This is a genomic window from Erysipelatoclostridium sp. An173 (genome assembly GCF_963931465.1).
In the GTDB taxonomy this organism is placed as follows: domain Bacteria; phylum Bacillota_I; class Bacilli_A; order Erysipelotrichales; family Coprobacillaceae; genus Thomasclavelia; species Thomasclavelia merdavium.
Genome location: NZ_OZ007017.1, coordinates 2,674,867 through 2,698,327, shown reverse-complemented (window position 1 = coordinate 2,698,327; position 23,461 = coordinate 2,674,867). Strand labels below are relative to the sequence as shown.

The 23,461-nt window shown below is 30.2% G+C and carries 25 protein-coding genes; 20 read left to right on the top strand and 5 right to left on the bottom strand.

The genetic code is table 11. The features are described from left to right. Nucleotides 1-49 precede the first annotated feature (49 nt). Genes atpE through atpC form a run of 7 tightly spaced genes read left to right on the top strand, consistent with a single transcriptional unit; the run spans nucleotide 50 to nucleotide 5,559 of the window. Nucleotides 50-283, top strand: coding sequence for an ATP synthase F0 subunit C (gene atpE / locus ABGT36_RS13445; protein ID WP_004610792.1), 234 nt, complete (start codon nucleotides 50-52; stop codon nucleotides 281-283). Nucleotides 284-313: 30 nt separating this feature from the next. After that, nucleotides 314-817 (top strand): F0F1 ATP synthase subunit B, encoded by a 504-nt coding sequence (gene atpF, locus ABGT36_RS13440; RefSeq protein WP_087301381.1) that lies wholly within the window; start codon nucleotides 314-316, stop codon nucleotides 815-817. Further along, entirely contained in the window at nucleotides 817-1,350 is a 534-nt protein-coding gene (locus ABGT36_RS13435) for a F0F1 ATP synthase subunit delta (protein WP_087373649.1), read from the top strand. Before atpF ends, ABGT36_RS13435 begins: the two co-directional genes overlap by 1 nt. A 9-nt stretch (nucleotides 1,351-1,359) precedes the next feature. After that, the gene (atpA, locus tag ABGT36_RS13430; RefSeq protein WP_087373651.1) at nucleotides 1,360-2,883 is read left to right on the top strand and encodes a F0F1 ATP synthase subunit alpha; all 1,524 of its coding nucleotides are present in this window, start codon (nucleotides 1,360-1,362) and stop codon (nucleotides 2,881-2,883) included. Nucleotides 2,884-2,889: 6 nt separating this feature from the next. Then, nucleotides 2,890-3,747, top strand: a complete 858-nt coding sequence (atpG, locus tag ABGT36_RS13425) for an ATP synthase F1 subunit gamma (RefSeq protein WP_087301387.1) — start codon at nucleotides 2,890-2,892, stop codon at nucleotides 3,745-3,747. An 11-nt stretch (nucleotides 3,748-3,758) separates the two neighbouring features. Continuing rightward, the gene (atpD, locus tag ABGT36_RS13420; RefSeq protein ID WP_087301388.1) at nucleotides 3,759-5,165 is read left to right on the top strand and encodes a F0F1 ATP synthase subunit beta; all 1,407 of its coding nucleotides are present in this window, start codon (nucleotides 3,759-3,761) and stop codon (nucleotides 5,163-5,165) included. Continuing rightward, a complete protein-coding gene (gene atpC, locus ABGT36_RS13415) occupies nucleotides 5,158-5,559 on the top strand; it encodes an ATP synthase F1 subunit epsilon (protein WP_087301390.1) in 402 nt (133 codons plus the stop codon). Before atpD ends, atpC begins: the two co-directional genes overlap by 8 nt. Here the strand turns inward: atpC and ABGT36_RS13410 are convergent. Further along, nucleotides 5,551-5,682 carry a hypothetical protein gene (locus ABGT36_RS13410; RefSeq protein ID WP_255375794.1) on the bottom strand — a complete coding sequence of 44 codons (132 nt, stop codon included), beginning with the start codon at nucleotides 5,680-5,682 and terminating at the stop codon, nucleotides 5,551-5,553. The two genes, atpC and ABGT36_RS13410, sit on opposite strands and share 9 nt — an antisense overlap. 159 nt (nucleotides 5,683-5,841) lie before the next feature. On the opposite strand from ABGT36_RS13410, the gene ABGT36_RS13405 reads away from it, so the two are divergent. From ABGT36_RS13405 to nspC, 9 genes are all read left to right on the top strand, one after another. After that, a complete protein-coding gene (locus tag ABGT36_RS13405) occupies nucleotides 5,842-6,705 on the top strand; it encodes an Abi family protein (protein ID WP_308698137.1) in 864 nt (287 codons plus the stop codon). Nucleotides 6,706-7,129: 424 nt separating this feature from the next. Next, nucleotides 7,130-7,507 carry a hypothetical protein gene (locus ABGT36_RS13400; protein WP_346678423.1) on the top strand — a complete coding sequence of 126 codons (378 nt, stop codon included), beginning with the start codon at nucleotides 7,130-7,132 and terminating at the stop codon, nucleotides 7,505-7,507. A 26-nt stretch (nucleotides 7,508-7,533) separates the two neighbouring features. Then, entirely contained in the window at nucleotides 7,534-8,139 is a 606-nt protein-coding gene (locus ABGT36_RS13395; RefSeq protein WP_346678421.1) for a hypothetical protein, read from the top strand. A gap of 409 nt (nucleotides 8,140-8,548) precedes the next feature. Further along, nucleotides 8,549-9,319 (top strand): adenosylmethionine decarboxylase, encoded by a 771-nt coding sequence (gene speD / locus ABGT36_RS13390; RefSeq protein ID WP_087302849.1) that lies wholly within the window; start codon nucleotides 8,549-8,551, stop codon nucleotides 9,317-9,319. A gap of 9 nt (nucleotides 9,320-9,328) precedes the next feature. After that, the gene (locus tag ABGT36_RS13385) at nucleotides 9,329-10,786 is read left to right on the top strand and encodes an aminotransferase class I/II-fold pyridoxal phosphate-dependent enzyme (protein ID WP_087302851.1); all 1,458 of its coding nucleotides are present in this window, start codon (nucleotides 9,329-9,331) and stop codon (nucleotides 10,784-10,786) included. Further along, nucleotides 10,786-11,637, top strand: coding sequence for a polyamine aminopropyltransferase (speE, locus tag ABGT36_RS13380; protein WP_087373659.1), 852 nt, complete (start codon nucleotides 10,786-10,788; stop codon nucleotides 11,635-11,637). The genes ABGT36_RS13385 and speE overlap by 1 nt, the downstream gene beginning before the upstream one ends. Beyond that, nucleotides 11,627-12,487 (top strand): agmatinase, encoded by an 861-nt coding sequence (gene speB, locus ABGT36_RS13375; protein ID WP_346678419.1) that lies wholly within the window; start codon nucleotides 11,627-11,629, stop codon nucleotides 12,485-12,487. The genes speE and speB overlap by 11 nt, the downstream gene beginning before the upstream one ends. After that, complete coding sequence (locus tag ABGT36_RS13370; RefSeq protein WP_087302857.1) at nucleotides 12,488-13,690, top strand: saccharopine dehydrogenase family protein; 1,203 nt, start codon at nucleotides 12,488-12,490, stop codon at nucleotides 13,688-13,690. After that, a complete protein-coding gene (nspC, locus tag ABGT36_RS13365; protein WP_087302859.1) occupies nucleotides 13,690-14,799 on the top strand; it encodes a carboxynorspermidine decarboxylase in 1,110 nt (369 codons plus the stop codon). Before ABGT36_RS13370 ends, nspC begins: the two co-directional genes overlap by 1 nt. 52 nt (nucleotides 14,800-14,851) lie before the next feature. Here nspC and ABGT36_RS13360 read toward each other — a convergent pair whose 3' ends face one another. Continuing rightward, a complete protein-coding gene (locus ABGT36_RS13360; protein WP_346678416.1) occupies nucleotides 14,852-15,718 on the bottom strand; it encodes an HAD family hydrolase in 867 nt (288 codons plus the stop codon). Nucleotides 15,719-15,857: 139 nt separating this feature from the next. On the opposite strand from ABGT36_RS13360, the gene ABGT36_RS13355 reads away from it, so the two are divergent. The 3 genes from ABGT36_RS13355 (at nucleotide 15,858) to ABGT36_RS13345 (ending at nucleotide 18,581) form a co-directional block, all read left to right on the top strand. Continuing rightward, nucleotides 15,858-16,676: a putative manganese transporter gene (locus ABGT36_RS13355; RefSeq protein ID WP_346678415.1), complete on the top strand. Its 819-nt coding sequence runs from the start codon at nucleotides 15,858-15,860 to the stop codon at nucleotides 16,674-16,676. A gap of 103 nt (nucleotides 16,677-16,779) precedes the next feature. Beyond that, nucleotides 16,780-17,742: an L-lactate dehydrogenase gene (locus ABGT36_RS13350; RefSeq protein WP_346678659.1), complete on the top strand. Its 963-nt coding sequence runs from the start codon at nucleotides 16,780-16,782 to the stop codon at nucleotides 17,740-17,742. A gap of 35 nt (nucleotides 17,743-17,777) precedes the next feature. Next, nucleotides 17,778-18,581 (top strand): N-acetylmuramoyl-L-alanine amidase, encoded by an 804-nt coding sequence (locus tag ABGT36_RS13345; RefSeq protein WP_087302875.1) that lies wholly within the window; start codon nucleotides 17,778-17,780, stop codon nucleotides 18,579-18,581. A gap of 118 nt (nucleotides 18,582-18,699) precedes the next feature. On the opposite strand, the gene ABGT36_RS13340 is transcribed toward ABGT36_RS13345, so the two are convergent. The 3 genes from ABGT36_RS13340 to ABGT36_RS13330 form a co-directional block, all read right to left on the bottom strand. Continuing rightward, nucleotides 18,700-20,127, bottom strand: coding sequence for a 6-phospho-beta-glucosidase (locus ABGT36_RS13340; RefSeq protein ID WP_087373672.1), 1,428 nt, complete (start codon nucleotides 20,125-20,127; stop codon nucleotides 18,700-18,702). A 1-nt stretch (nucleotide 20,128) separates the two neighbouring features. Further along, on the bottom strand, nucleotides 20,129-20,815 hold the full coding sequence (locus ABGT36_RS13335) for a DUF6198 family protein (protein WP_346678413.1): 687 nt from the start codon (nucleotides 20,813-20,815) through the stop codon (nucleotides 20,129-20,131). Nucleotides 20,816-20,883: 68 nt separating this feature from the next. Beyond that, a complete protein-coding gene (locus ABGT36_RS13330) occupies nucleotides 20,884-21,624 on the bottom strand; it encodes a MurR/RpiR family transcriptional regulator (protein WP_087373676.1) in 741 nt (246 codons plus the stop codon). A 352-nt stretch (nucleotides 21,625-21,976) separates the two neighbouring features. On the opposite strand from ABGT36_RS13330, the gene ABGT36_RS13325 reads away from it, so the two are divergent. Beyond that, nucleotides 21,977-23,452 carry a S41 family peptidase gene (locus ABGT36_RS13325; protein ID WP_346678411.1) on the top strand — a complete coding sequence of 492 codons (1,476 nt, stop codon included), beginning with the start codon at nucleotides 21,977-21,979 and terminating at the stop codon, nucleotides 23,450-23,452. Nucleotides 23,453-23,461: the final 9 nt, after the last annotated feature.

The following is a 23,461-nucleotide window of genomic DNA, read 5'->3' as shown; positions in this document are numbered from 1 at the left end:
GCTAGTTAAAGATATATTAATTTTAAGTAAAAAATTGGAGGAAAGAAATATGACAGACGTAGGATTAATTGCTATTGCAGCAGGTATTGCAGTATGTGCCGGTTTAGGAACTGGTATTGGAGAAGGAATTTGTGCTAGTAAAGCAGTAGAAGCTATTGGTAGAAATCCAGAAGCGGAAGGAAAAATCCGTACAACAATGATTTTAGGTATTGCCTTAACAGAAACAGTTGCAATTTATGGTTTATTGATTTCATTCCTATTATTATTCGTATACGGTGGATAAAATCAAATTTAATCAAGAGGAGGAATAAGAATGGATATTGATATTGCCTCAAAATTATTCCCCAATATTACGACTTTAATAGTTCAGTTACTGGCAACAGGAGTAATGTTATGCATTTTTAAAAAGTTTTTATGGAAACCAGTACAAGACTATTTTGCTAAACGTGCTGATTACATTGAAGGAACTGTAAATGATGCTAAAAATATGCAGCAAAAGGCTAAAGCTTTAATGGAAGAAAGTGAAGAACAGTCTCGTGCTGCTGCTAAAGAATATCGTAATATTGTTGAAAAAGCAAAGGTTGATGCTGGTAAGACAAGAGATAGTATCATTGAAAAAGCAAATGAAGAAGCGAAAGAAAAACTTGAACGTGCATCAAAAGAAATCGAAGCAGAAAAAATTGCAGCGAAAGCTGAAGTAAAGAATGAAATTGTAAATATTGCAATTGACGTGGCTAGTAAAATAATGAATCAGGAAATGGATCAAAAAGCTAATGAAAAATTAGTTGATGAATTTATTAAGGAAATTGATAAATAATGGAATCTGTAGCACATTGTTATGCTGTTTCATTATTTTCTTTAGCTAAAGAAGAAAATGCGGTTGATAGTTATCAAAAAGATATGCTATTGATTGATGATATCTTCAGTAAAGAGCCTAAATTCTTAACTTTTTTTAGTCATGTTTTGATTGATGATAAAGTTAAATGTGATTTAATAGATCAAAGTTTTAAAGGAACAGTTAACACATATATTGTTAATTTTTTGAAATTATTGGTCAAAAAAAGAAGAATTCGCTATCTTCAAGAAATAATTAAAGAATTTAAAAAATTATGTAATGATTATTTTGGAATAGAAGAGGGTATTTTATATACTGCTTTTGATATTTCACCAGAGTCTTTAAAACAAGTTGAACAAGCAGTAGGAAAAGCAACCAATAAAACAATTAAATTAAAAGTTGTTAAAGACCCAGCTTTAATTGGTGGAATTAAAGTTGAAGTAAATAATCGGGTTTTTGATGGAACAATCAAAAATAAAGTTTCATTATTGAAAAAAGAACTATTAAGAAAGTAGGTGAAAATAGTGGGGCTTAGACCAGATGAGATTAGCACTTTGATCAAAGAACAAATTAAAAACTTTGATGAAGTGATTGAACAAAAAGATGTAGGAACCGTTATGACTGTTGGAGATGGTGTAAGTGTAATCCATGGCTTAGATGATGCCATGTTAGGTGAACTTTTAGCCTTCCCAAACGATGTCTATGGAATGGTGATGAACTTAGATGAAGATAGCGTAGGTGCTGTTTTACTTGGTTCTGAAGATGAAATTAAAGAAGGCGATGAAGTTAAACGTACTGGTAGAATTATGGAAGTTCCAGTAGGTGATGAATTATTAGGACGAGTTGTAAACCCATTAGGACAACCAATTGATGGTAATGGTGAAATTAAAACAACTAAAACACGTCCAATCGAAAGAGTTGCCAGCGGTGTTATGACTAGAAAATCAGTTGATCAGCCTTTACAAACAGGAATTACTTCAATTGATGCAATCATCCCAATTGGACGAGGACAACGTGAGTTGATCATTGGTGACCGTCAAACTGGTAAAACAGCAATCGCTATTGATACAATTTTAAATCAAAAAGGACAAGATATTTATTGTATTTATGTTGCAATTGGACAAAAGAATTCAACAGTTGCACAAATCGTAGAAAAATTACGCCAAGGTGGCGCAATGGAATATACAACAGTTGTTTGTGCTTCTGCTAGTGAATTAGCACCAGTGCAATATATTGCTCCATATGCTGGATGCGCTATTGGAGAAGAATGGTTAGAACAAGGGAAAGACGTATTAATTGTTTATGATGATTTATCAAAACATGCAGTAGCATATCGTACTGTCTCTTTATTGTTAAAAAGACCACCAGGACGTGAAGCATATCCAGGTGATGTCTTCTATCTACATTCAAGATTATTAGAGAGAGCTTGTCGTTTAAATGAAGAAAATGGTGGTGGATCAATCACTGCTTTACCAATCATTGAAACTCAAGCTGGGGATATTTCTGCATATATCCCAACTAACGTAATTTCAATTACTGATGGACAAATTTTCTTGCAGTTAGATTTATTCAACTCAGGATTTAGACCAGCAATCGATACTGGACTTTCAGTAAGCCGTGTTGGTTCATCAGCGCAAATTAAAGCAATGAAACAAGTATCAGGATCTTTAAAATTAGAATTGGCGCAATATACTGAAATGCAAGCATTTGCTCAATTTGGATCTGACTTAGATGCAGCAACTAAAGCAACATTAGACCATGGTGCTAAAGTTCGTGAAGTATTGAAACAAGCTCAATATTCACCACGTTCTGTTGCAACTCAAGTAATTACTTTATTTGCTTTAAAATATGGATTTACTAAATCATTAGAAGTTGAACAAGTTTCTAACTTCATGGATCAATTAGTAGAACATATTGAAATGACTCAAAAAGAAATTATTGATGAAATCAATGATAAAAAAGAAATTTCGCCTGATTTAGAAAAACATATGAAAGATGTTATCGGTGCATTTGTAAATCAATTTGAAAAAACTCAAGCAAAGGGGTAGTTAGCTATGCCTGGAGGAATGCAAGAAATCAAGCGAAGAATTAAATCGGTTGAATCAACCAAAAAAATTACTAAGGCAATGGAACTAGTAGCTACTTCAAAACTTAGAAAAACAAGAAATCAATTGGAACAATCAAAACCATACTATAGTGAAGTAGCTAAAACAGTAGCTGAGCTATTAGCTAATTGTAAAGGAAATAATGATAGTGCTTATTTAAAAGAAAACAAAGATGTAACTAAAGAAGCATATATCGTTATTGCTTCAAGTCTAGGATTATGTGGTGGTTATAATGCAAACGTATTTAAAGAAATCAAAGATGTAATTAAAGCTGATGATTATGTTTATAGTATTGGTTCTAAAGCATCAAGTTACTTAAAAAAGAATCATCAAGGTATAACAGATACTAAATTCGAAGATTTAAATACTACATTTAATTTTAAAGATGTTACTAGATTAGTAACAGAACTAACAAATATGTATTGTAATCAGGAAATCAGTAAAATTAAAATTGTTTATACTGAATTTATAAATAATTTAACTTTCAAACCTAGAATTGTTACTTTATTACCAATTGATGCTGATAGTTTTGAAGATATTGAGCTTTCTAAAAAAGAAACATTATTTGAACCAGGTCCTGAAGAAGTTTTAAATAGCTTAATTCCAATGTATTTACAAGCAGTTATTTATGGTTATATTATTGAATCAGTAACTAGTGAAAATGCATCTAGAAGAACTTCAATGGAAAATGCTACTGATAATGCCGATGAACTTACAGAACAGTTATTATTAAAATATAATCAAGCTCGACAAACTGCGATTACTAATGAAATTAGTGAAATCGTGGCAGGGGCTAATGCACAATAAGGAGGTGCCGTATGTCACAAAATATTGGTAAAATAATTAGTGCTAAAGGGCCAGTAATCGATATCCAATTTAATGGTGATAGTAATCTACCAGCTTTAAATACGGCGATTGAAATTCAAAATGGAGATGAACTACTAGTAGTTGAGGTAGCGCAACATATCGGAGATGATATTGTTCGTTGTATTGCTATGGGACCAACTGATGGTGTCAGAAGAGGTATGGATGCAGTTGATACTAAACACCCAATTACTGTACCAGTAGGAAATCAAACATTAGGAAGAATGTTTAATGTTTTAGGACAACCAATTGATGGAAAAGAAGCATTAGGTGATGACGTTAAAAAAATGCCAATTCATCGTAGTGCCCCATCATATTCTGAACAAAGAACTGAAACTGAAATTTTGGAAACCGGAATTAAAGTTGTCGATTTAATTTGTCCTTTCATTAAAGGGGGAAAAATCGGTTTATTCGGTGGAGCCGGAGTAGGAAAAACAGTATTAATTCAAGAATTTATTAATAATATCGCTACTGAACATGGTGGTCTATCTGTTTTCGCTGGAGTTGGAGAACGTAGTCGTGAAGGAAATGATTTATATTATGAAATGAAAGAAAGTGGTGTACTTTCAAAAACAACACTTGTTTTTGGTCAAATGAACGAACCACCTGGAGCTCGTTTAAGAGTAGGATTAACAGGTCTTACAATGGCTGAAGAATTCCGTGATAGCCAAGGACAAGATGTCTTATTGTTCATTGATAATATTTTCCGTTTCACTCAAGCAGGTTCTGAAGTTTCTGCCTTGTTAGGTCGTGTCCCATCTCAAGCTGGATATCAGCCAACTTTGGCAACAGAAATGGGAGCTTTACAAGAAAGAATTACTTCAACAAAAAATGGTTCAATTACATCTGTTCAAGCTGTATATGTACCAGCAGATGACTTAACTGACCCTGCACCAGCAACAACTTTCGCTCACTTAGATGCTAAAGTTGTATTAGATCGTTCTATTGCAGCATTAGGAATTTATCCAGCAGTAGATCCATTAAATTCTTCATCAAGAGCTCTTGATCCATTAGTTGTTGGTAAAGAACATTATGAAGTTGCTCATGGTGTGCAACAAATTTTACAACGTTTCCAAGAATTACAAGATATTATTGCAATTTTAGGTATGGACGAATTAGGTGAAGAAGATAAGTTAACAGTAGCAAGAGCTCGTAGAGTGCGTAATTACTTATCACAACCATTTACTGTAGCAAGTCAGTTTACAGGAATGGATGGAAAATATGTTCGCGTTAGTGATACAATAAAAGGATTTAAAGAAATTCTTGAAGGTAAATATGATGATTTACCAGAACAGGCTTTCCACAACGTTGGTACTATTGAAGAAGCAATTGAAAAAGCGAAGACATTAGAAAATGAGTAAATTTAAGCTTAAAATCATAACTCCTAAAGGAGTTTATCAAGAAGTGGAAGTCAATCAGTTAAATCTTCGCTCAACTGGTGGTCAGATTGGAATACTAGCTCATCATATTCCGCTTGCAACTGGTGTTGAAATTTCAATGATGAGTTATATTATCGATAATCAGCGTTATGAATTTGCTGTTGGGAATGGCTTTATTTATGTAAATGATAATGAAACCAAATTAATAGTAGATTCAATCGAATCAAAAGAAGAAATTGATTTAAATCGAGCTAAAGAAGCTAAAGCTCGTGCTGAAGAAAGAATCCATCATCCAACTGAACATACTGATTTAATGCGAGCTGAAGTTGCACTAAAGAAAGCAATTAATCGAATTAGAGTTAAAGAACTAAACTAAGTTGATATTATCTTTAAAAAGAGCACTATGTTGTTGCTCTTTTTTTACATTAGATAATTGATTCAAAGATAATGAATTAGTTGAATAGGCTTCTAATAAAGCAAAAACATAATATTTTATCATGAGTAAAGAAAATCTCAAATTCATCTGCTTTATTTGACAAAATAGTGATAAAATATTTTAGAGGTGATTTCATTGCGAAAAAAGTATTCAGTTTACCAATAAATAGAAAATTTAAAAAATAAAAACATTAAATTTGAAATTATGGATGAGCATTCAGCATTGCAATATTTAACATATAATACATATTATTTTAAGATAAAATCTTTTGCTAAATCTTTTGAATATAATGAATCAAAAAAGCAATATATTCATTTAGATTTTGAATACTTAGTAGAATTATCTAAACTTGATATGTACTTAAGAGAGTATATTATTAAATTATCGTTAGATACAGAGCATTTTTTAAAGGTAAAATTAATCAATGATTTAACAAATAATGATAAAGAAGATGGATATAATATTATTAGTCAGTTTTTTCAAAAATATCCTTATATTAAACGCAATATTGATTTCAAAAAGAATGACTCTGCTTGTGCTGATCTAATTCATAAGTATGAAAATAATTGGGCTGTGTGGAACATTGTAGAAGTGTTATCTTTTGGCGATTTTATTAAATTATTTGAATTATATTATGAACTTTATCCAGAAAATAAATCTCAAACAATAAATAATCTACTATGGCCATTAAAATTTATTAGAAATGCTTCAGCTCATAATAATTGCTTATTAAATACCTTAAGAAAACCATATACGCATACACACTTATTTAACGGTAAGAAAAATATTATAGAACCTAATAAAAAACTAGTATCTTTATTAACAGAAATTCCTAATATTAGTAAAAATACGAGAAAGAAAAAAATTGCTAATCCAATTATACATGATTTTATAGCAACTTTATTTTTATTTAATGAAGTTTGTAGCAGTCCTATATTAAAAGAAAAACAATTGCACATCTTACAAGATTTAATAAATGTAAGATTTGTTAAACATAGTGAATATTTTATTAACGATAATATATTTACATCAAATTATGAATTTGTTAAAAAAATTGTTGACTATTTATGCGAAAAATACATATAATATGATGAAGGACAAAAACGAAAGTTTTATGTAGAGCAACGCCTGCGTTGCTCTACTTTTTCTATATGAAAATTAATTAATAACAATTAAATTATTTAGTAGTTATTATTAAGAATTAATATACACTATATATTTTATTAATACTAAATATTAAAGAGTAAAATTAAAATGTTTATTTCAAATATAAAATGCTAAGCACAGTTAATTTTCATGAATAAATTATATTTTGTGATTAATCCATATAATAGATAAATATTTTATGTTTTAAAAGTATGTTCCTAATTTGAAATTTAAAGAATTTCACAATAAATATACTATTTGTTCTTTAGAACAATATTTAAAAATTAAATTTAGTAAAAGTCAGAAAAGGTACAATTGATAAACAATTTTTTGGAATAAACATAAAATAGGGGTAAATGTAAATGTGCCAATTGATGAATATCAACAGCGATTATTAGCAGCAAGTGGTGATAATAACCATTTTGCTATTATTATTTCTTTTCAAGGGCGCGGAATATTAAGTAATATTTTGCCAAAGATTCTTAAAGAGAAACAAACCAAAATGTTATTAATTTCAGCATATGGTTACAATTTTAAAAATTTTGATCCTGATTATCATCTGTTCATTAATAATCATGAAAATCATTATAAAAAAATATCTTCATTTTCAACTCGTTTGTCAGTTTTATTTATTTTAGATGCTTTATATACATGTTATTTTAAAATGAATTATGATGAAAATGTAAATAAAAAAGTAGCTTATTATAATTTGATCAGCAAATATAATGATACTAATAGTTAATTAGATACAGTAAAGAGGGTGAAAATATGGATTCTTTTTTTCAAGATATTAATATATGTATTTTTAAATCTTGGATTGAAAATTTAAGCTTTAAAGAAATCCAGATTGAAGAGAAATCAGATGTAATATATTTTAAAAAGAAAGATTTTTTAGGAACAACAGCTTTTTATCGAGATTATTTAATAGAACATGAAATCTTTGATAATAGTAATAAGGAACGCTTATATTATATGCACTACCAATTTATAAATTTTAAGCAGGCTTTAATAATCTTTAATGATTTTATTAATACGTTTAAAGAATATTATCAGCTTAGAGTAATAAAAGTATTGTTATGTTGTAGCGCTGGTTATACTTCTACATATTTTGCTGATGGAATGAAAAGATTTTGTAACCTGGCTAAAATACCAATAGAAATTGAGGCAGCTAGTTATAACAATATTGATAAAAAGGCTAGACAATATGACATGATATTATTAGCACCTCAGATAGCTTATTTAGAATCTAAAATACTTACTAAATTTCATGGTGATGTTTATTCAATTCCACCTAAAATGTTTGCTACAAATGATTATAACGAAATAGTTGAATTTATTTTAAAACATAATAAGTTTACTATATTAAACAAATGATTTTATTTTATAAAAAAACTGTTGCAATTTTGATTATTATTATATATAATCTAGATGTTGCAAAAAGAGAATTTATTTTGCAAGAATTTTGACCACTCTTATGAGTTAAAGCCATCCGGACAGCTGGGTCAAAAGCCGAATCGGCAACTTTGTTGCCTTATTGATAGAACGAAAGTTCGCTTTTATAAGTTGATGTTATATTTTTAACATTGAGTTGGTGACTATACAACCGTGTGCTTTGGGCACATCACACTTGTGAAACAATCAATAAGAGTAGTAAAAGTGATTCTTGCTATATAGACTCTGATAAAAATCAAAATGAACACGAAATTTGTTCTATTATGATAATGGATTGATTCTCAAGTTGGATGACCAGCTTGAGTTTTTTGTTTTAAAGGGGGAAAACGAGATGGGCGAAAAGCTAAAATTATATGGGTTTAACAATTTAACTAAATCTTTGAGCTTTAATATCTATGATGTTTGTTATGCAAAAAGTCAACGTGCTCAAAAAGATTATATTGCTTATATTGATGAACAATATAATTCTAAAAGACTAACAGATATTTTATATGAAGTGGCAAATATGATTGGGGCTCAAGTGTTAAATGTTTCTAAACAAGATTATCATCCACAAGGAGCTAGTGTTACTATGCTTCTAGCTGAAAATGAACGAAAAGGGACTGAAGAAGTTGATGATCGAGTAATTTTAGGACATTTGGATAAAAGTCATATTACGGTACACACTTATCCTGAGTATCATCCAGAAACTAATATTGCTACTTTTAGGGTTGATATTGATGTATCAACATGTGGTGAAATTTCCCCTTTATCAACATTGGATTTTTTAATTGGGAATTTTGATTCAGATATAATTACAATGGATTATCGAGTTCGTGGTTTTACTAGAGATATTAAGGGAAGAAAGCTTTTTATGGATAATCCAATGACGTCAATTCAAGAATATATCGATTCACAAACATTGTTAAAGTATGATGCGGTTGATATTAATATGTATCAAGCTAATTTATTTCATACGAAAATGTTAATTAAAGAAATTGATTTACAAAATTATTTATTTAAAACAGATATTTATGAATTACCACCTAAAGTAAGATTAGAAATTACTAATAATTTACGGCAGGAAATGATAGAAATTTATAGTGGAAGTAATATTTTTTAGGGGGCGAAAATGAAATTAGATCAAAGCAGAATGCCAATCTATGAAGCATTGCAACAAATGAAACAAGACCGTCTGGTTCCTTTTGATGTACCTGGTCATAAACATGGTAAAGGAAATCCCGAATTAACCGATTTTTTAGGTCAAAAATGTATGAGTGTCGATGTTAATTCAATGAAACCATTAGATAATTTATGTCATCCAGTATCGGTAATAAAAGAAGCTGAAGAATTAGCAGCAGATGCCTTTAATGCTGCTCATGCCTTTTTTATGGTTGGAGGAACTACTTCATCAGTTCAAAGTATGATTATGGCAAGTGTTAAAGCTGGTGAAAAAATAATTTTGCCAAGAAATGTCCATCGTAGTGCTATTAATGCAATGATTTTAACAGGTGCTATTCCTATTTATGTTAATCCTGAAGTTGATAAAAGACTGGGGATTTCTTTAGGAATGTCAGTTAAACAAGTTGAACAGGCAATTATTGATAATCCTGATGCTAAAGCAATTTTAATTAATAATCCAACATACTATGGAATTTGTTCCAATATTAAAGCAATTGTTGAATTAGCTCATGAACATGGAATGTTAGCACTAGTAGATGAAGCTCATGGGACGCACTTTTACTTTAGTGATGAATTACCGATGTCGGCAATGGAAGCTGGTGCTGATATGGCTAGTGTCAGTATGCATAAATCTGGTGGTAGTTTAACGCAAAGTTCATTTTTGTTATTAGGTCCTAATGTAAATGCTGATTATGTTCGTCAGGTTATTAATTTAACCCAAACAACCAGTGGTTCTTATTTATTAATGGTCAGTCTAGATATGTCACGTAAAAATCTGGCTTTAAATGGTAAAGAGATTTTTAGTAAGGTAAGACGTTTAGCACATTATGCTCGTGAAGAAATCAACCAGATTGGTGATTATTATGCTTATTGCAGGGAATTAATTAACGGTGATAGTGTTTATGATTTTGATGTTACTAAATTATCAATTTTTACCCTTGATGTAGGACTTGCAGGAATTGAAGTATATGATTTATTGCGTGATGAATATGGTATTCAAATTGAATTTGGTGATATTGGTAATGTTCTAGCGTATATTTCTGTTGGGGATAGTGAAGCAAATATTGAACGATTAGTAGGAGCTTTATCCGAAATTAGAAGAAGGTTTAAAAAAGATCGTGCCGGAATGTTAGATCATGAATATATCAATCCCGAAGTTATTGTATCACCACAAGTTGCCTTTTATGGAGATAAGGAATCATTGCCTTTAAAAGAAAGTGCTAATCGTGTTTGTAGCGAATTTGTTATGTGCTATCCACCAGGAATTCCAATTTTAGCACCAGGAGAAAAAATTACGCCAGAAATTCTTGATTATATTGAATATGCAAAAGAAAAAGGGTGCTTTATGACAGGTCCTGAAGATATGGAAATAAATAATTTAAATGTATTGAAGGAAGAGGTGAAATAATGGAGCTATGGTTTACTGAACGCCATACTAATGGTGTAAACTTTTCAATAAAAGTTGATCGGCAATTATTTAGTGGTCAAAGTGAATTTCAAAGAATTGATATATTTGATTCAAAAGAATTTGGTCGTTTTTTAGCTTTGGATGGCTATATGATGTTGACAGAAAAAGATGAATTTATTTATCATGAAATGATTGTTCATGTTCCTATGGCAGTGCATCCAAATGTAAAAAAAGTCTTAGTTATTGGTGCAGGTGATGGTGGTGTAATTCGTGAATTATGCCGTTATGAAACAATTGAAACTATTGATATGGTTGAAATAGATGAACTAGTAGTTGAAGTAAGTAAAAAATACTTACCAACTACCGCATGTTGTTTTGATGATCCGCGTCTAAATATTTTCTATCAAGATGGATTGCGTTTTGTCCGTACTAAAGAAAATGAATATGATTTAATCATTGTTGATTCTACTGATCCTTTTGGACCAGGTGAAGGATTGTTTACAAAAGAATTTTATGGTAACTGTTTTAAAGCTTTAAATGAAACTGGAATTATGGTTAATCAACATGAAAGTCCTTTTTATCAAACAGATGCAATAGCAATGCAACGGGCTCATAAAAGAATAGTTGAAAGTTTTCCAATTTCTAGAGTATACCAGGCCCATATTCCAACTTATCCATCAGGACATTGGTTGTTTGGCTTTGCCTCAAAAAAATATCATCCTATCAAAGATTTTCAAAAAACAAAATGGAATGCTCGTGGGATGAAAACTAAATATTATAATACTGGTATCCATGTTGGTTCATTTGCCTTACCAAATTATGTAGAGGAGTTACTTAGAGATGTGGAATAAAAATATTGAAACTTTCATTGGATTAGATGCTTCTTTTGAAGAAGCCAGTCGTGTGATCTTTGGGGCACCAATGGATAGTACTACTTCCTATCGGCCTGGAACTAGATTTGCTTCAAGTGCAATGCGTAAAGAATCTTTTGGAATCGAAACATATAGTCCTTATCAGGATAAAGATTTAGAAGATATTAAAGTTTTCGATGGTGGTGATCTAGAATTACCATTTGGAAATCCACGTAAAGCTTTAGATATGATTAATGAAACAACTAAAATAATTCTAGATGCTAACAAGCTGCCATGTATGATTGGTGGTGAACATCTAGTTAGTTTGGGTGCTATTGAAGCAGCATATGAAAAATATCCAGATTTACGGATTATTCACTTTGATGCTCATACTGATTTACGTGACGAATATCTAGGTGAAAAATTATCACATGCTTCAGTTATTAAAAGAGCATATGACTTAGTTGGTGATCATAAAATTTATCAATTTGGTATTCGTAGTGGTGAACGGGCAGAATTTTACTGGGCTAAAGAACATACCATTTTAAATAAATTTAATTTTAATGGATTAAAACAAGCTATTGCAGAATGTCAAGGCTATCCGGTTTATTTTACGATTGATCTTGATGTTTTAGATCCAAGTGTTTTTCCTGGAACAGGAACTCCAGAAGCCGGAGGGGTTAGTTTCAATGAATTATTAGAAGCTATCATTGCGGTAAGTTCATTAAACGTAGTGGCTATGGATATTAATGAGTTATCACCAGTTTATGATCCTAGCGGGGCTTCAACAGCTTTAGCTTGTAAAATATTAAGAGAATTATTATTAGCAATGAATAAAGGAGAAGAGTAAATGAAAAGAACATTAATTATTGGTTGTGGTGGAGTTGCTTCAGTAGCGATTCACAAATGTTGTCAAAATAGTGATATATTTGAAGAAATTATGATTGCTTCAAGAACAAAAAGTAAATGCGATAAATTAAAAGAAGAATTACAAGACAAAACAAAAACAATTATTCATACAGCTAAGGTAGATGCTAATAACGTTGATGAATTAGTAGCTTTAATGCAAGATTTTAAACCAGAAGTGGTTTTAAACTTAGCATTACCATATCAAGATTTAAAAATTATGGATGCTTGTTTAATTGCTGGATGTCATTATATTGATACTGCCAACTATGAACCAGAAGATACTGCTAAATTTGAATATAGCTGGCAATGGGCATACCGTGAAAAATTTGAACAAGCTGGATTAACTGCAATTTTAGGTTGTGGATTTGATCCAGGTGTTACAGGTGTATTTAGTGCATATGCTTTAAAACATGAGTTTGATGAAATTAATTATATTGATATTTTAGATTGTAATGGTGGTGACCATGGTTATCCATTTGCAACAAACTTTAATCCAGAAATTAATATTCGTGAAGTTTCAGCTAATGGAAGCTATTGGGAAGATGGTCATTGGGTTGAAACAAAACCAATGGAAATTAAACGTGAATATGATTTTGCTCAAGTTGGTAAAAAAGATATGTATTTATTACATCATGAAGAATTAGAATCATTAGGAATTAATATTCCTGGAATTAAAAGAATTCGTTTCTTCATGACATTTGGTCAAAGTTACTTAACACATTTAAAATGTTTAGAAAATGTTGGAATGACATCAATTGAACCAATTGAATTTGAAGGAAAACAAATTATTCCGTTACAATTTTTAAAAGCAGTTTTACCTGATCCAGCTAGTTTAGGACCACGTACTGTTGGTAAAACAAACATTGGATGTATTTTCCAAGGTAAAAAAGATGGTGAATATAAAAAATACTATTTATATAATGTTTGTGATCATCAAGAATGTTATAAAGAAGTTGGTTCACAAGCAGTTAGCTATACAACTGGAGTACCAGCAATGATTGGAGCTATGTTATTATTGCAAGGTAAATGGAAAAAACCTGGTGTTTACAATGTAGAAGAATTTGATCCTGATCCATTTATGGATGCTTTAAATAAATGGGGATTACCATGGATTGAAGATCGTAATCCAGTATTGGTGGACTAATGAAAACGCCATATTATCTAATTGATGAAGAACTTTTGGAAAAAAATCTAAAAGTTCTTCACTATGTCAAAGAAAAAACAGGATGCAAAATTTTATTAGCCCAAAAATGTTTTTCGATGTTTAGTGTTTATCCTCTAATTGGAAAATATTTAGATGGAACAACAGCAAGTGGTTTGTTTGAAGCAAAATTAGGACATGAAGAAATGAAAAAAGAAAATCATGTTTATAGCGCAGCTTATCGTGATGATGAAATTGAAGAAATTATGAATATATGTGATCATGTTGTTTTCAATTCATTTAATCAATGGCTTAAATATAAAGAACTTGCTAAAACAACAAACACTTCATGTGGCATTCGTATTAATCCTGAATGTTCAACTCAAGTAGGGCATGCTATCTATGATCCATGTGCTAAGTATTCAAGAATGGGTGTAACTCTTGATAATTTTAGAGAAGATTTATTAGATGGTATTGAAGGATTGCACTTTCATACATTATGTGAACAAAATAGTGATGATTTACAAACTACTATTGAAGCTATTGAAAATAAATTTGGAAAATATTTGGGTCAAATGAAATGGTTAAATTTTGGTGGTGGTCATCATATCACTCGCGATGATTACGATATTGAGCTTTTAATTAAAATAATTAATGAAATTAAAGAAAAATATCAAGTTCAAGTATATCTAGAACCAGGTGAAGCGATTGCTTTAAATGCGGGATTTTTAGTATCAAGTGTTTTAGATATTATTAATAATGGAATGGATATAGCAATCATGGATACATCAGCAGCTTGTCATATGCCAGATGTTTTAGAAATGCCATATCGTCCTGATATTATTGATAGTGCTAAACCTGAAGTAAAGAAATATACTTATCGATTAGGTGGTCCAACTTGTTTGGCTGGTGATATTATTGGCGATTATTCATTTGATCAGCCATTACAAATTGGTCAGCAATTATGGTTTAAAGATATGGCCATCTATTCAATGGTTAAAAATAATACTTTTAATGGCATGAATTTACCAAGTATTGTTTTAAAACAAAATGATAAGTTAAAATTAATCAAAGAATTTGGTTATCAGGATTTTAAAAATAGATTATCATAAATAATTTGATTATAAATAAAAAAGAAGTCTAGAATTATTATAAAGATAAATTCTAGACTTTTAAATTAGTATCAAATAATTCTTTTAAACAATCAAGCACACCTTCATGATTGTTTGTTTTATTAGAAATATATTTAGCTTTATTCAATGTTTTAGGCAACGCATTTTTCATTGTTATACCGATCTTGGCTTTTGACAATAATAATTCATCATTACCGCCATCCCCAAATGCCAAAACATTATCAAAAGATAAAGACAACTTTTGACAAATATAATTAATAGCATAGGCTTTATTTACATTTTGTCTTACTATTTCCACACAAAATGGACTAGTATAATATATTTGATAACGTTGATTGTATTGTGAATTTAAATGTTTTACAAATTTATTTAATTTACCAGGTCGAGCAATAAAACATAACTTACCGACTTGTTGCCAATCAATAGCATCATTATAACGATAAAAAAGTAAATTCGGATATCTTTTAGCAAGAGCTTTAGTAATAATAGGTGATATGTAATATAAGCATCTAGTTACAATATTTTGATAGCTATTATTGTAATTAGTTCTAATATTTAGTTTGAATGAATAAGCAATTTTTATTAATTCATTAATATCTTCACGTTCTAAATAATCAAATTTATGTATTTTATTAGAAGCTAACTCATATACTGTAAGACCATTACAACAAACTATATAACCGTTAAATTTTTTCATTTGCAGTTTTTGGATAAATGGTTCTAATTCATAATAAAAACGCCCGGTTGCTAAAACTAGAATATAACCATTTTGTTGTAAATTAATTAAATAATCGATAGTATTTTTTGTGATATTTTTCTGGTGGTTAAAAAGAGTTCCATCTAAGTCACAAACGATCATTTTTATCTTTTTTATATCTGCTTTTTTAATATTTTTCATAGACTGACCTTCTTTATGAATAAATATTATAGCTAATTTTTTATTAACGAACAAGCTAACAATAATTAAAATATACTAAATCATTTGAAAAAAATCTGGTTTATGATAGACTAGTAAACTAAGAAAGAGAGGAGAATAAATGGAAATCTTAATAGAACCGATCGAAGAATCGCTAATGAGTATACCGGTTTTATTTTTTGCATACTTAATAGTTGAATATATATCTAGTCAAAATGCTCTTAATAAGATTATGGAGTTTGGTAAAGTTGGACCATTTATCGGGGCAATTTTAGGAAGTATTCCTCAATGTGGCTTTTCAGTTGTTGCTGCTAGATTATATGCAATGCGATACTTGACAATGGGAACATTATTATCAATATTTATGGCTACTAGCGATGAAGCGTTAGCTATATTGATTGCTCATCCTGATTTATGGGTGATGATGATAATTTTAATTGTTTTAAAAATTGTTATCGGAACGGTTACTGGAATAGTGGTTGATGGCTTTCACCACAAAGGCAGAGAAGATTATGAATATCTTCAAGTAGAACCATGTGATTGTGGTTGTCAAGAAAGTATCTGGATGCCGGCAATTAGACATACAATAACAACATTTATCTTTATTTTACTAACGAATATAGTTTTTACTTATTTAGTTGCAGTTATTGGTGAGGATAATCTAACAAATATTTTAAAAACAAACTGGTTATTACAACCAATTATTGCAGGGATAGTTGGATTCATTCCTAATTGTGCTGGTTCAGTAATTTTAACACAGTTATATGTTGCAGGTGGTTTAAGTTTTGGAGCTTTAGTTACTGGACTTACAACTAGTGCAGGAGTCGGGACATTAGCATTAATACGTTATAATGAAGATAAAAAAGATACAGCCAAAGTATTATTCACTTCATATCTTGTTGCGCTTGTAATAGGTTATATAATTGTAATATTGTTTTAAAGAAGAATGGGGAAAACTCATTCTTTTTTATTGATAAATTATTTTGCATATTTATTATTTTTTTGCCAAAAATAAATAAAAATGCAAAGGAGTAGTGTAAGTGATGCAAAATCAAGATGTAAAAAAAGTTGTTTTAATTGGGACTGGATTAGTTGGGATGTCAATGGCTTATTCACTTTTAAATACTGGTGGTATAGATGAATTGGTTTTAATAGATTTAGATGAGGAAAAAGCCAAAGGTGAAGCAATGGATATGAATCATGGTTTACCATATAGTAAAACTAGTATGAAAATCAAAGTAGGAACTTATCAAGACTGTCAGGATGGCGATATCGTAGTTATAACTGCTGGAGCTGCTCAAAAACCTGGTCAGACAAGATTGGAATTAACAGAAATAAACGCTAAAATTGTTAAATCAATTACTAGTCAGGTTATGGCTAGTGGTTTTGATGGAATATTTATTGTTGCCAGCAATCCGGTTGATTTAATGACTTATGTAGTTAAAAAAGTATCTAATTTGCCAGCTAATCGAGTTATTGGCAGTGGAACAATACTTGATACAGCCAGATTAAGATATTTACTAAGTGATTTTTTAAATGTTGCTCCCGGTAATGTCCATGCCTATATTCTAGGTGAACATGGTGATTCATCGTTTGTTCCTTGGATGAATACGTATATTGGCTGTAAAAGTATGATGGAATATATAATTGAAATGAATATTGATATGAATAACTTACATAAAATTTATGTTGATGTTCGTCAGGCGGCTTATGAAATTATTAAGCGTAAAAATGCTACTTATTATGGTATTGGACTTGCTTTAAATCGTTTAATTAGAGCGGTGATTGATGATGAAAATGCCATTTTAACTGTATCAGCATACCAAAACGGGGAATATAAACAAAAAGGATTATATATTGGGGTACCAGCAATTATTAATCGACAAGGTATCGCTAAAGTTATTCCATTACAACTAAATAATGTTGACCAAAGAAAATTTGACCAGAGTTGTCAAACATTAAAAGAAATGATCATTAATCAAATAGATAACATCATAAATGAATAAATTATGTTATAATAGGGGAAAAGTGGGTGAAAAAAATGAAGAAAATACTTAGTGTTTTACTAATTATGTTTATTATAACTGGATGTCAGCAAGGAAATAGTAGTAAACAAGTAAAATCAAAAGTGCGCCAGCAAGAAGCAAATGGTATTGCTATGCAAGAAGGAAAAGCACAAATAACTAGTTCAACCGGTGTTGAGTTACCAGTTGTTGGTGATAATAAACTAATTGTTATTGATGCCGGTCATCAACGCTATGGCAATAGTTCTAAAGAACCAATTGGACCAGGTGCTAGTACAACTAAAGCGAAAGTAACTACTGGAGCAACTGGAGTATCAACTGGAAAATTAGAATCAGAAATTAATCTTGAAGTAGCTTTTAAATTACAGGAAAAATTAGAGGCTTCGGGTTATAAAGTAATCATGGTACGAACAAGTCAAGATGTTGATATCTCTAATAGTGAACGGGCTGCTGTTGCTAATGAAAATAATGCGGCTGCTTTTATTAGACTTCATTGTAATAGTGATGATTCAAGTAGTGTGACGGGAACTTTAACGATGGCACCATCAACATCAAATCCATATTGCAGTGATATAGCAACTGCAAGTCAAAGTTTATCTAAATCGGTAGTTGATCAAATATGTAATTTAACGGGTAGTAAAAATCGCGGGACAATTATTACAGATACGATGAGTGGAATCAACTGGTGTCAAGTACCAGTAACGATTGTGGAAATGGGATTTTTATCAAATCCTGATGAAGAAAGTAAGTTAATTGATAGTTCTTATCAAGATAAAATTGTTGATGGTATTGTTTTAGGAATAAATGATTTTTTAAGTTAAGATTGGCTATGATTATCATCCAATCTTTTTTTTGATAATGGTTTGGCTTTAAATTAAGTTTATTGATAAAAAATAAAATTAGGTAAATATGCCATATAGTGCATATTTACCCTTTTATTTAATTATCTAAATCTTCACCATTAGAAGCAATAACTTTTTTATACCAATAAAAAGATTTTTTCTTTATCCGTCTAAAAGTCCCATTACCATTATTATCCCTATCAACATAAATAAAACCATATCTTTTTTCCATTTCCCCAGTTCCATTTGAAATCAAATCAATACAGCCCCAAGTAGTATAGCCCATTAAATCAACACCATCTTCTTCAACCGCAGCTTTCATCGCTTGGATGTGTTTCTTTAAATAATCAATACGATAATCATCTTGAATAGAACCATCATTTTCAATAATATCTTTAGCGCCTAAACCATTTTCAACAATAAATAATGGTTTTTGGTAACGATCATAAATTTCATTCATCGTAATTCTTAAACCTAATGGGTCAATTTGCCAACCCCAAGCACTAGTTTGTAAATATGGATTAATAACTGAAGCAAAAATATTACTTTCGGTTTGCTTGCCTTTATCTGGATTGGCACTAGAAACACGAGATGAATAATAAGAAAAACTAATAAAATCGACAGTATTTTCACTTAAAATCTGTTTGTCATTAGCTTCAAATGGTACTTTTGCCTTTCTTTTTTCTATCCATTTTAAGGCATAGTTAGGATAATACCCCCGTGATTGCACATCAATAAACATATAGCTTTCGCGATCATCACATATAGATTGCCAATAATCTTCTGGTTTGCAAGTTTCAGGATAATATGAACCGGCTGCCAGCATACAACCGACCATGTTTTCTGAATTAATTTCATGAGCTAATTTAGTAACTAAGGCGCTGGCAACTAGTTCATGATGCGCACAGGTAATCATAGCTTGTGTTTTATTTTCACCTTTTTCAAATCGTAATCCGGCAGCTACAAATGGAAAATGAAGAATCATATTAATTTCATTGAAAGTTAACCAATATTTAACCAAACCATCATATCTTTCAAACAACACTCGGGCCAGTTTTACAAAACAATCAATCATTTTTCTATTTCTCCAACCACCAAATTTTTGGATAAGATACATTGGACAATCGAAATGATTAATTGTTACTAATGGTTCAATACCATATTTTTTACATTCTTTAAAAATATTTTCATAAAATAATAATCCTTCTTCATTGGGTTCTATTTCATCTCCCTTTGGAAAAATCCTTGTCCAGGCTATAGATAATCTAAAAGTCTTAAAGCCCATTTCAGCCATTAAAGCAATATCCTCTTTATAATGATGATAAAAATCAACCGCTTGATGACTTGGAAAATAATGATCATCTATTTGATCGATCCATTTTTCCCCAATTCCAATAGCATAGCGATCTTTTCCATGGGGCATTAAATCCACATTGGCTAAACCGCGCCCACCTTCAAAAACACCTCCTTCAACTTGATTAGCAGCTGTAGCACCACCCCATAAAAATCCTTCTTTAAATCCCATTTTAAAGACCTCCTTCTAAATATATTTTTAATTTTCCAAAATACGGGATACAAATAAAATAACGATCAAAGATCTTTTGAAATTGTTCAATCATCATCCCATTGCAACATGCCATTATAACAGTACCAATACCGATACCAACTAATTCACCAAATAATACATAAGAGATAATGAATGATATAACTAGAAAACTACAATCAAAACAAGTTTTAAAAATTTTAATAGAAATTTGATATTTTTGGGCAACAACTTTAATAAAAAAATCGTAAACTTGTGGATATAGATATGTTTTATAAAACAAAGCTACCGCAAGCCCTGATAAAATCATCCCGATAAAAAAATACCCTATTTTCATATTCATAGAAATCGTTAAATTTTGATTGAAAATCGGAACTAAAATCTTTATTAGATCAGAAAATAACGCATATAAAATACCAGTAAGATATGATAGTAGATATGAAATCTTAAATCTTTTCATTACTAAACAAAAAATAATAAACACCATGGTTGCAATTAAATATTCAGCTTGTCCATAAGTTAAAAAATCAAACTTTTCACTTATAATATAAGCAGGACAAACAATCATTGACATGCCTAAATTAGCCATGGACATTAAATTAACAGCAAAAGCTAAAATCACAATTACAAGAACATAAATAATTTCACTAGATATTGCTTTCTTGTTCATCTTCTTCCCTCCAGGAAATATCTTATAAAAATAGACTTAAAAAAACAAAAAAGTTTCCAATTTGGAAACTAGTTTTGTAATTCTAATAAAAGAATATCAATAATATATTTCATGATATACTCACTATATTTTTCTTCAAGGAGAGGAATAACGATTTGATTTTGACATAGGGTAATGTTTTTGTTACATGTCATTAACCATTTATCAACATTCGCTTCTCTTATTCGCTTAATAATTCGTTTATTATAATGAAACGAATAGCCATTTGTGCTTAAGACAATTAAAAGATCATTTTTAAAAAAAAGATAATCTTTATTAAAATCAACATCACAAATAATTGTTTGAATATCATATATTTGTAACTCTCTTTGCATATTATAACAAAGCGATCTAGCATCACCATGAGCATATAAATAAACTTTATTTGCTTTTTTTATATCTTGCATGAGGTTATGAAGTAAGTTTAAATTAATATGATTAATTGTATATTGGATATTATTAATCATAGTTTTTGTAAAATGCATTACATTTGTTGCAAAACTATCCTGTGGATTTATAAACTTTTTTCTTTTTGTAAGGGAATCTAAATACTGCATACATTCATTTCTAAATTCTTCATAATTTTCATAGTCTAATTTTCTAATACACTTTGATATTTGTCCCTTTGAAATAAAGCATTCTTTGGCAATATCATCAATACTTAATTTGGGGATTCGATGAATATTTGCTTTGATATACGAACATAACTCACCTAGAGTTGTATTTGTTGAATTACTATTTAAAATATCATTCATTTTATCAATAATCATATTATTCACCTCATATACAAATTATAACATGGAATATTTGCAACCACTACTGATAGATCAAAATAAAAAATTTAAAGTGGAATTTAACTTTTCACTTTAGATTTTATAATCTTTTTCAATTTTTACTAAAAAATATTTAGATTATATGCTAAAATATAAAGATGTGAGGATAGAATAGGTATAATAAATATTCAATTAAACAGTTAATAAAAGTAAAATATAGACTTTTATTAGGTGTTTTTGGTTAATAATTATTAAATAATACTAATTAATAACATATTATTAAATACGAGGTTAATAAATAGCCTAACAAAGAGAGGAGGGAGTCGTATTTAGACGACTCAATTATTAAATGGATGATTTTATTCGCCCACAAAAAAATCAAAATCTACAGCAAAATCATGTTCCTGTAAAAAAACCTAAAAAAGGACGACATTTAAAAGAAACCGTCTTTATCATTTGTATGATCGTATGTCTAGGAATTGGTTTTGTTTCTGGATATTTAACTAAACAAGTAGTTCCTGAAAGTGGTAGTTCTTCTAGTGAAACTACAGTAATTGATGAGGCGTATCAAGTATTAAATGATAACTGGTACAACGCTAGTGGTAAAGAGGTTGATATTCAAGGGGATACAATTTCAGCATTAGTTGCTTCGTTGGGGGATCAACATAGCGATTATTATACTTTTGAAGAAGCAAAAGCTTTTAATCAAAGCGTTGATGGTAATTATGTAGGGATTGGTGTTGTTCAAAGAACTGTTAGTCAAGGAACGATGATCATTCAGATTTATCAAGATACTCCAGCGATGGAAGCTGGCTTACAAGTCGGAGATATTATTGCCGGTGTTAATGGACAAGATGTAGCTGGGAAAACAGCTACTGAAATTTCTGACTTAGTTCGCGGGGAAGCTAATACTACTGTTACTTTAACAATTATCCGTGGTGGTAAAGAAATGCAGGTAGATGTTACTAGAAATAATATCGATAGTGCAGTTAAAAGTGAAATTCGAACTAACAATGATAAAAAATTTGGTTATGTGCAAATTAATACTTTTGGAACGACAACAGCAAGCGATTTAGAAGCAGCTTTACAATCATTTGCAGAAGCTAATATTGATACATTAGTTATTGATTTACGTGATAATGGTGGTGGTTATTTAGTTGCTGCTCAAGATGTATTGAATTTATTTTTTGACGAAGGGGATTTATTATTCCAAATGGAATATAAAAATGGAACAGTCGAAAAATATGAAGCTGATGATAGCAAAACATATAATTTTATAAATGGTTATATTCTGGTAAATGGAAACACCGCGTCAGCTTCTGAAGTTGTGGCAGGGGCTTTACAAGAACAATTAGGCTATAAACTAATTGGTGATCAGACTTATGGTAAAGGAACAGCCCAGACTCAAAAACAATTAAGTGATGGTTCTGTTTTGAAGTATACTTATGCTAGATGGTTACTACCTAGTGATACTTGGGTTGATGGTAAGGGGTTAACGCCTGATTATTCAGTAAGCAATATAGATATTAGTGAAATTACATCAGAAAGTTTAGAAAGTGATATGGGCTATGATAGTGTGGGAACTGCTATAGCTTCAATGCAAAAAATGTTAAACTGTTTAGGTTATACTTGTGATCGCAGTGATGGATATTTTTCAAGTCAAACTGTCACAGCCTTACAACAATTTGAACAAGCTAATAATTTAACGGTTGATGGAATTTATAGTGATGCTGATCGCCAAATCTTAGAAGTGACAGTATTAATCTATGCAAATGATGATGCCAATGATTATCAGTATCAAAAGTTAATGGAGTTAGTCAAATAGAGTTAGTTT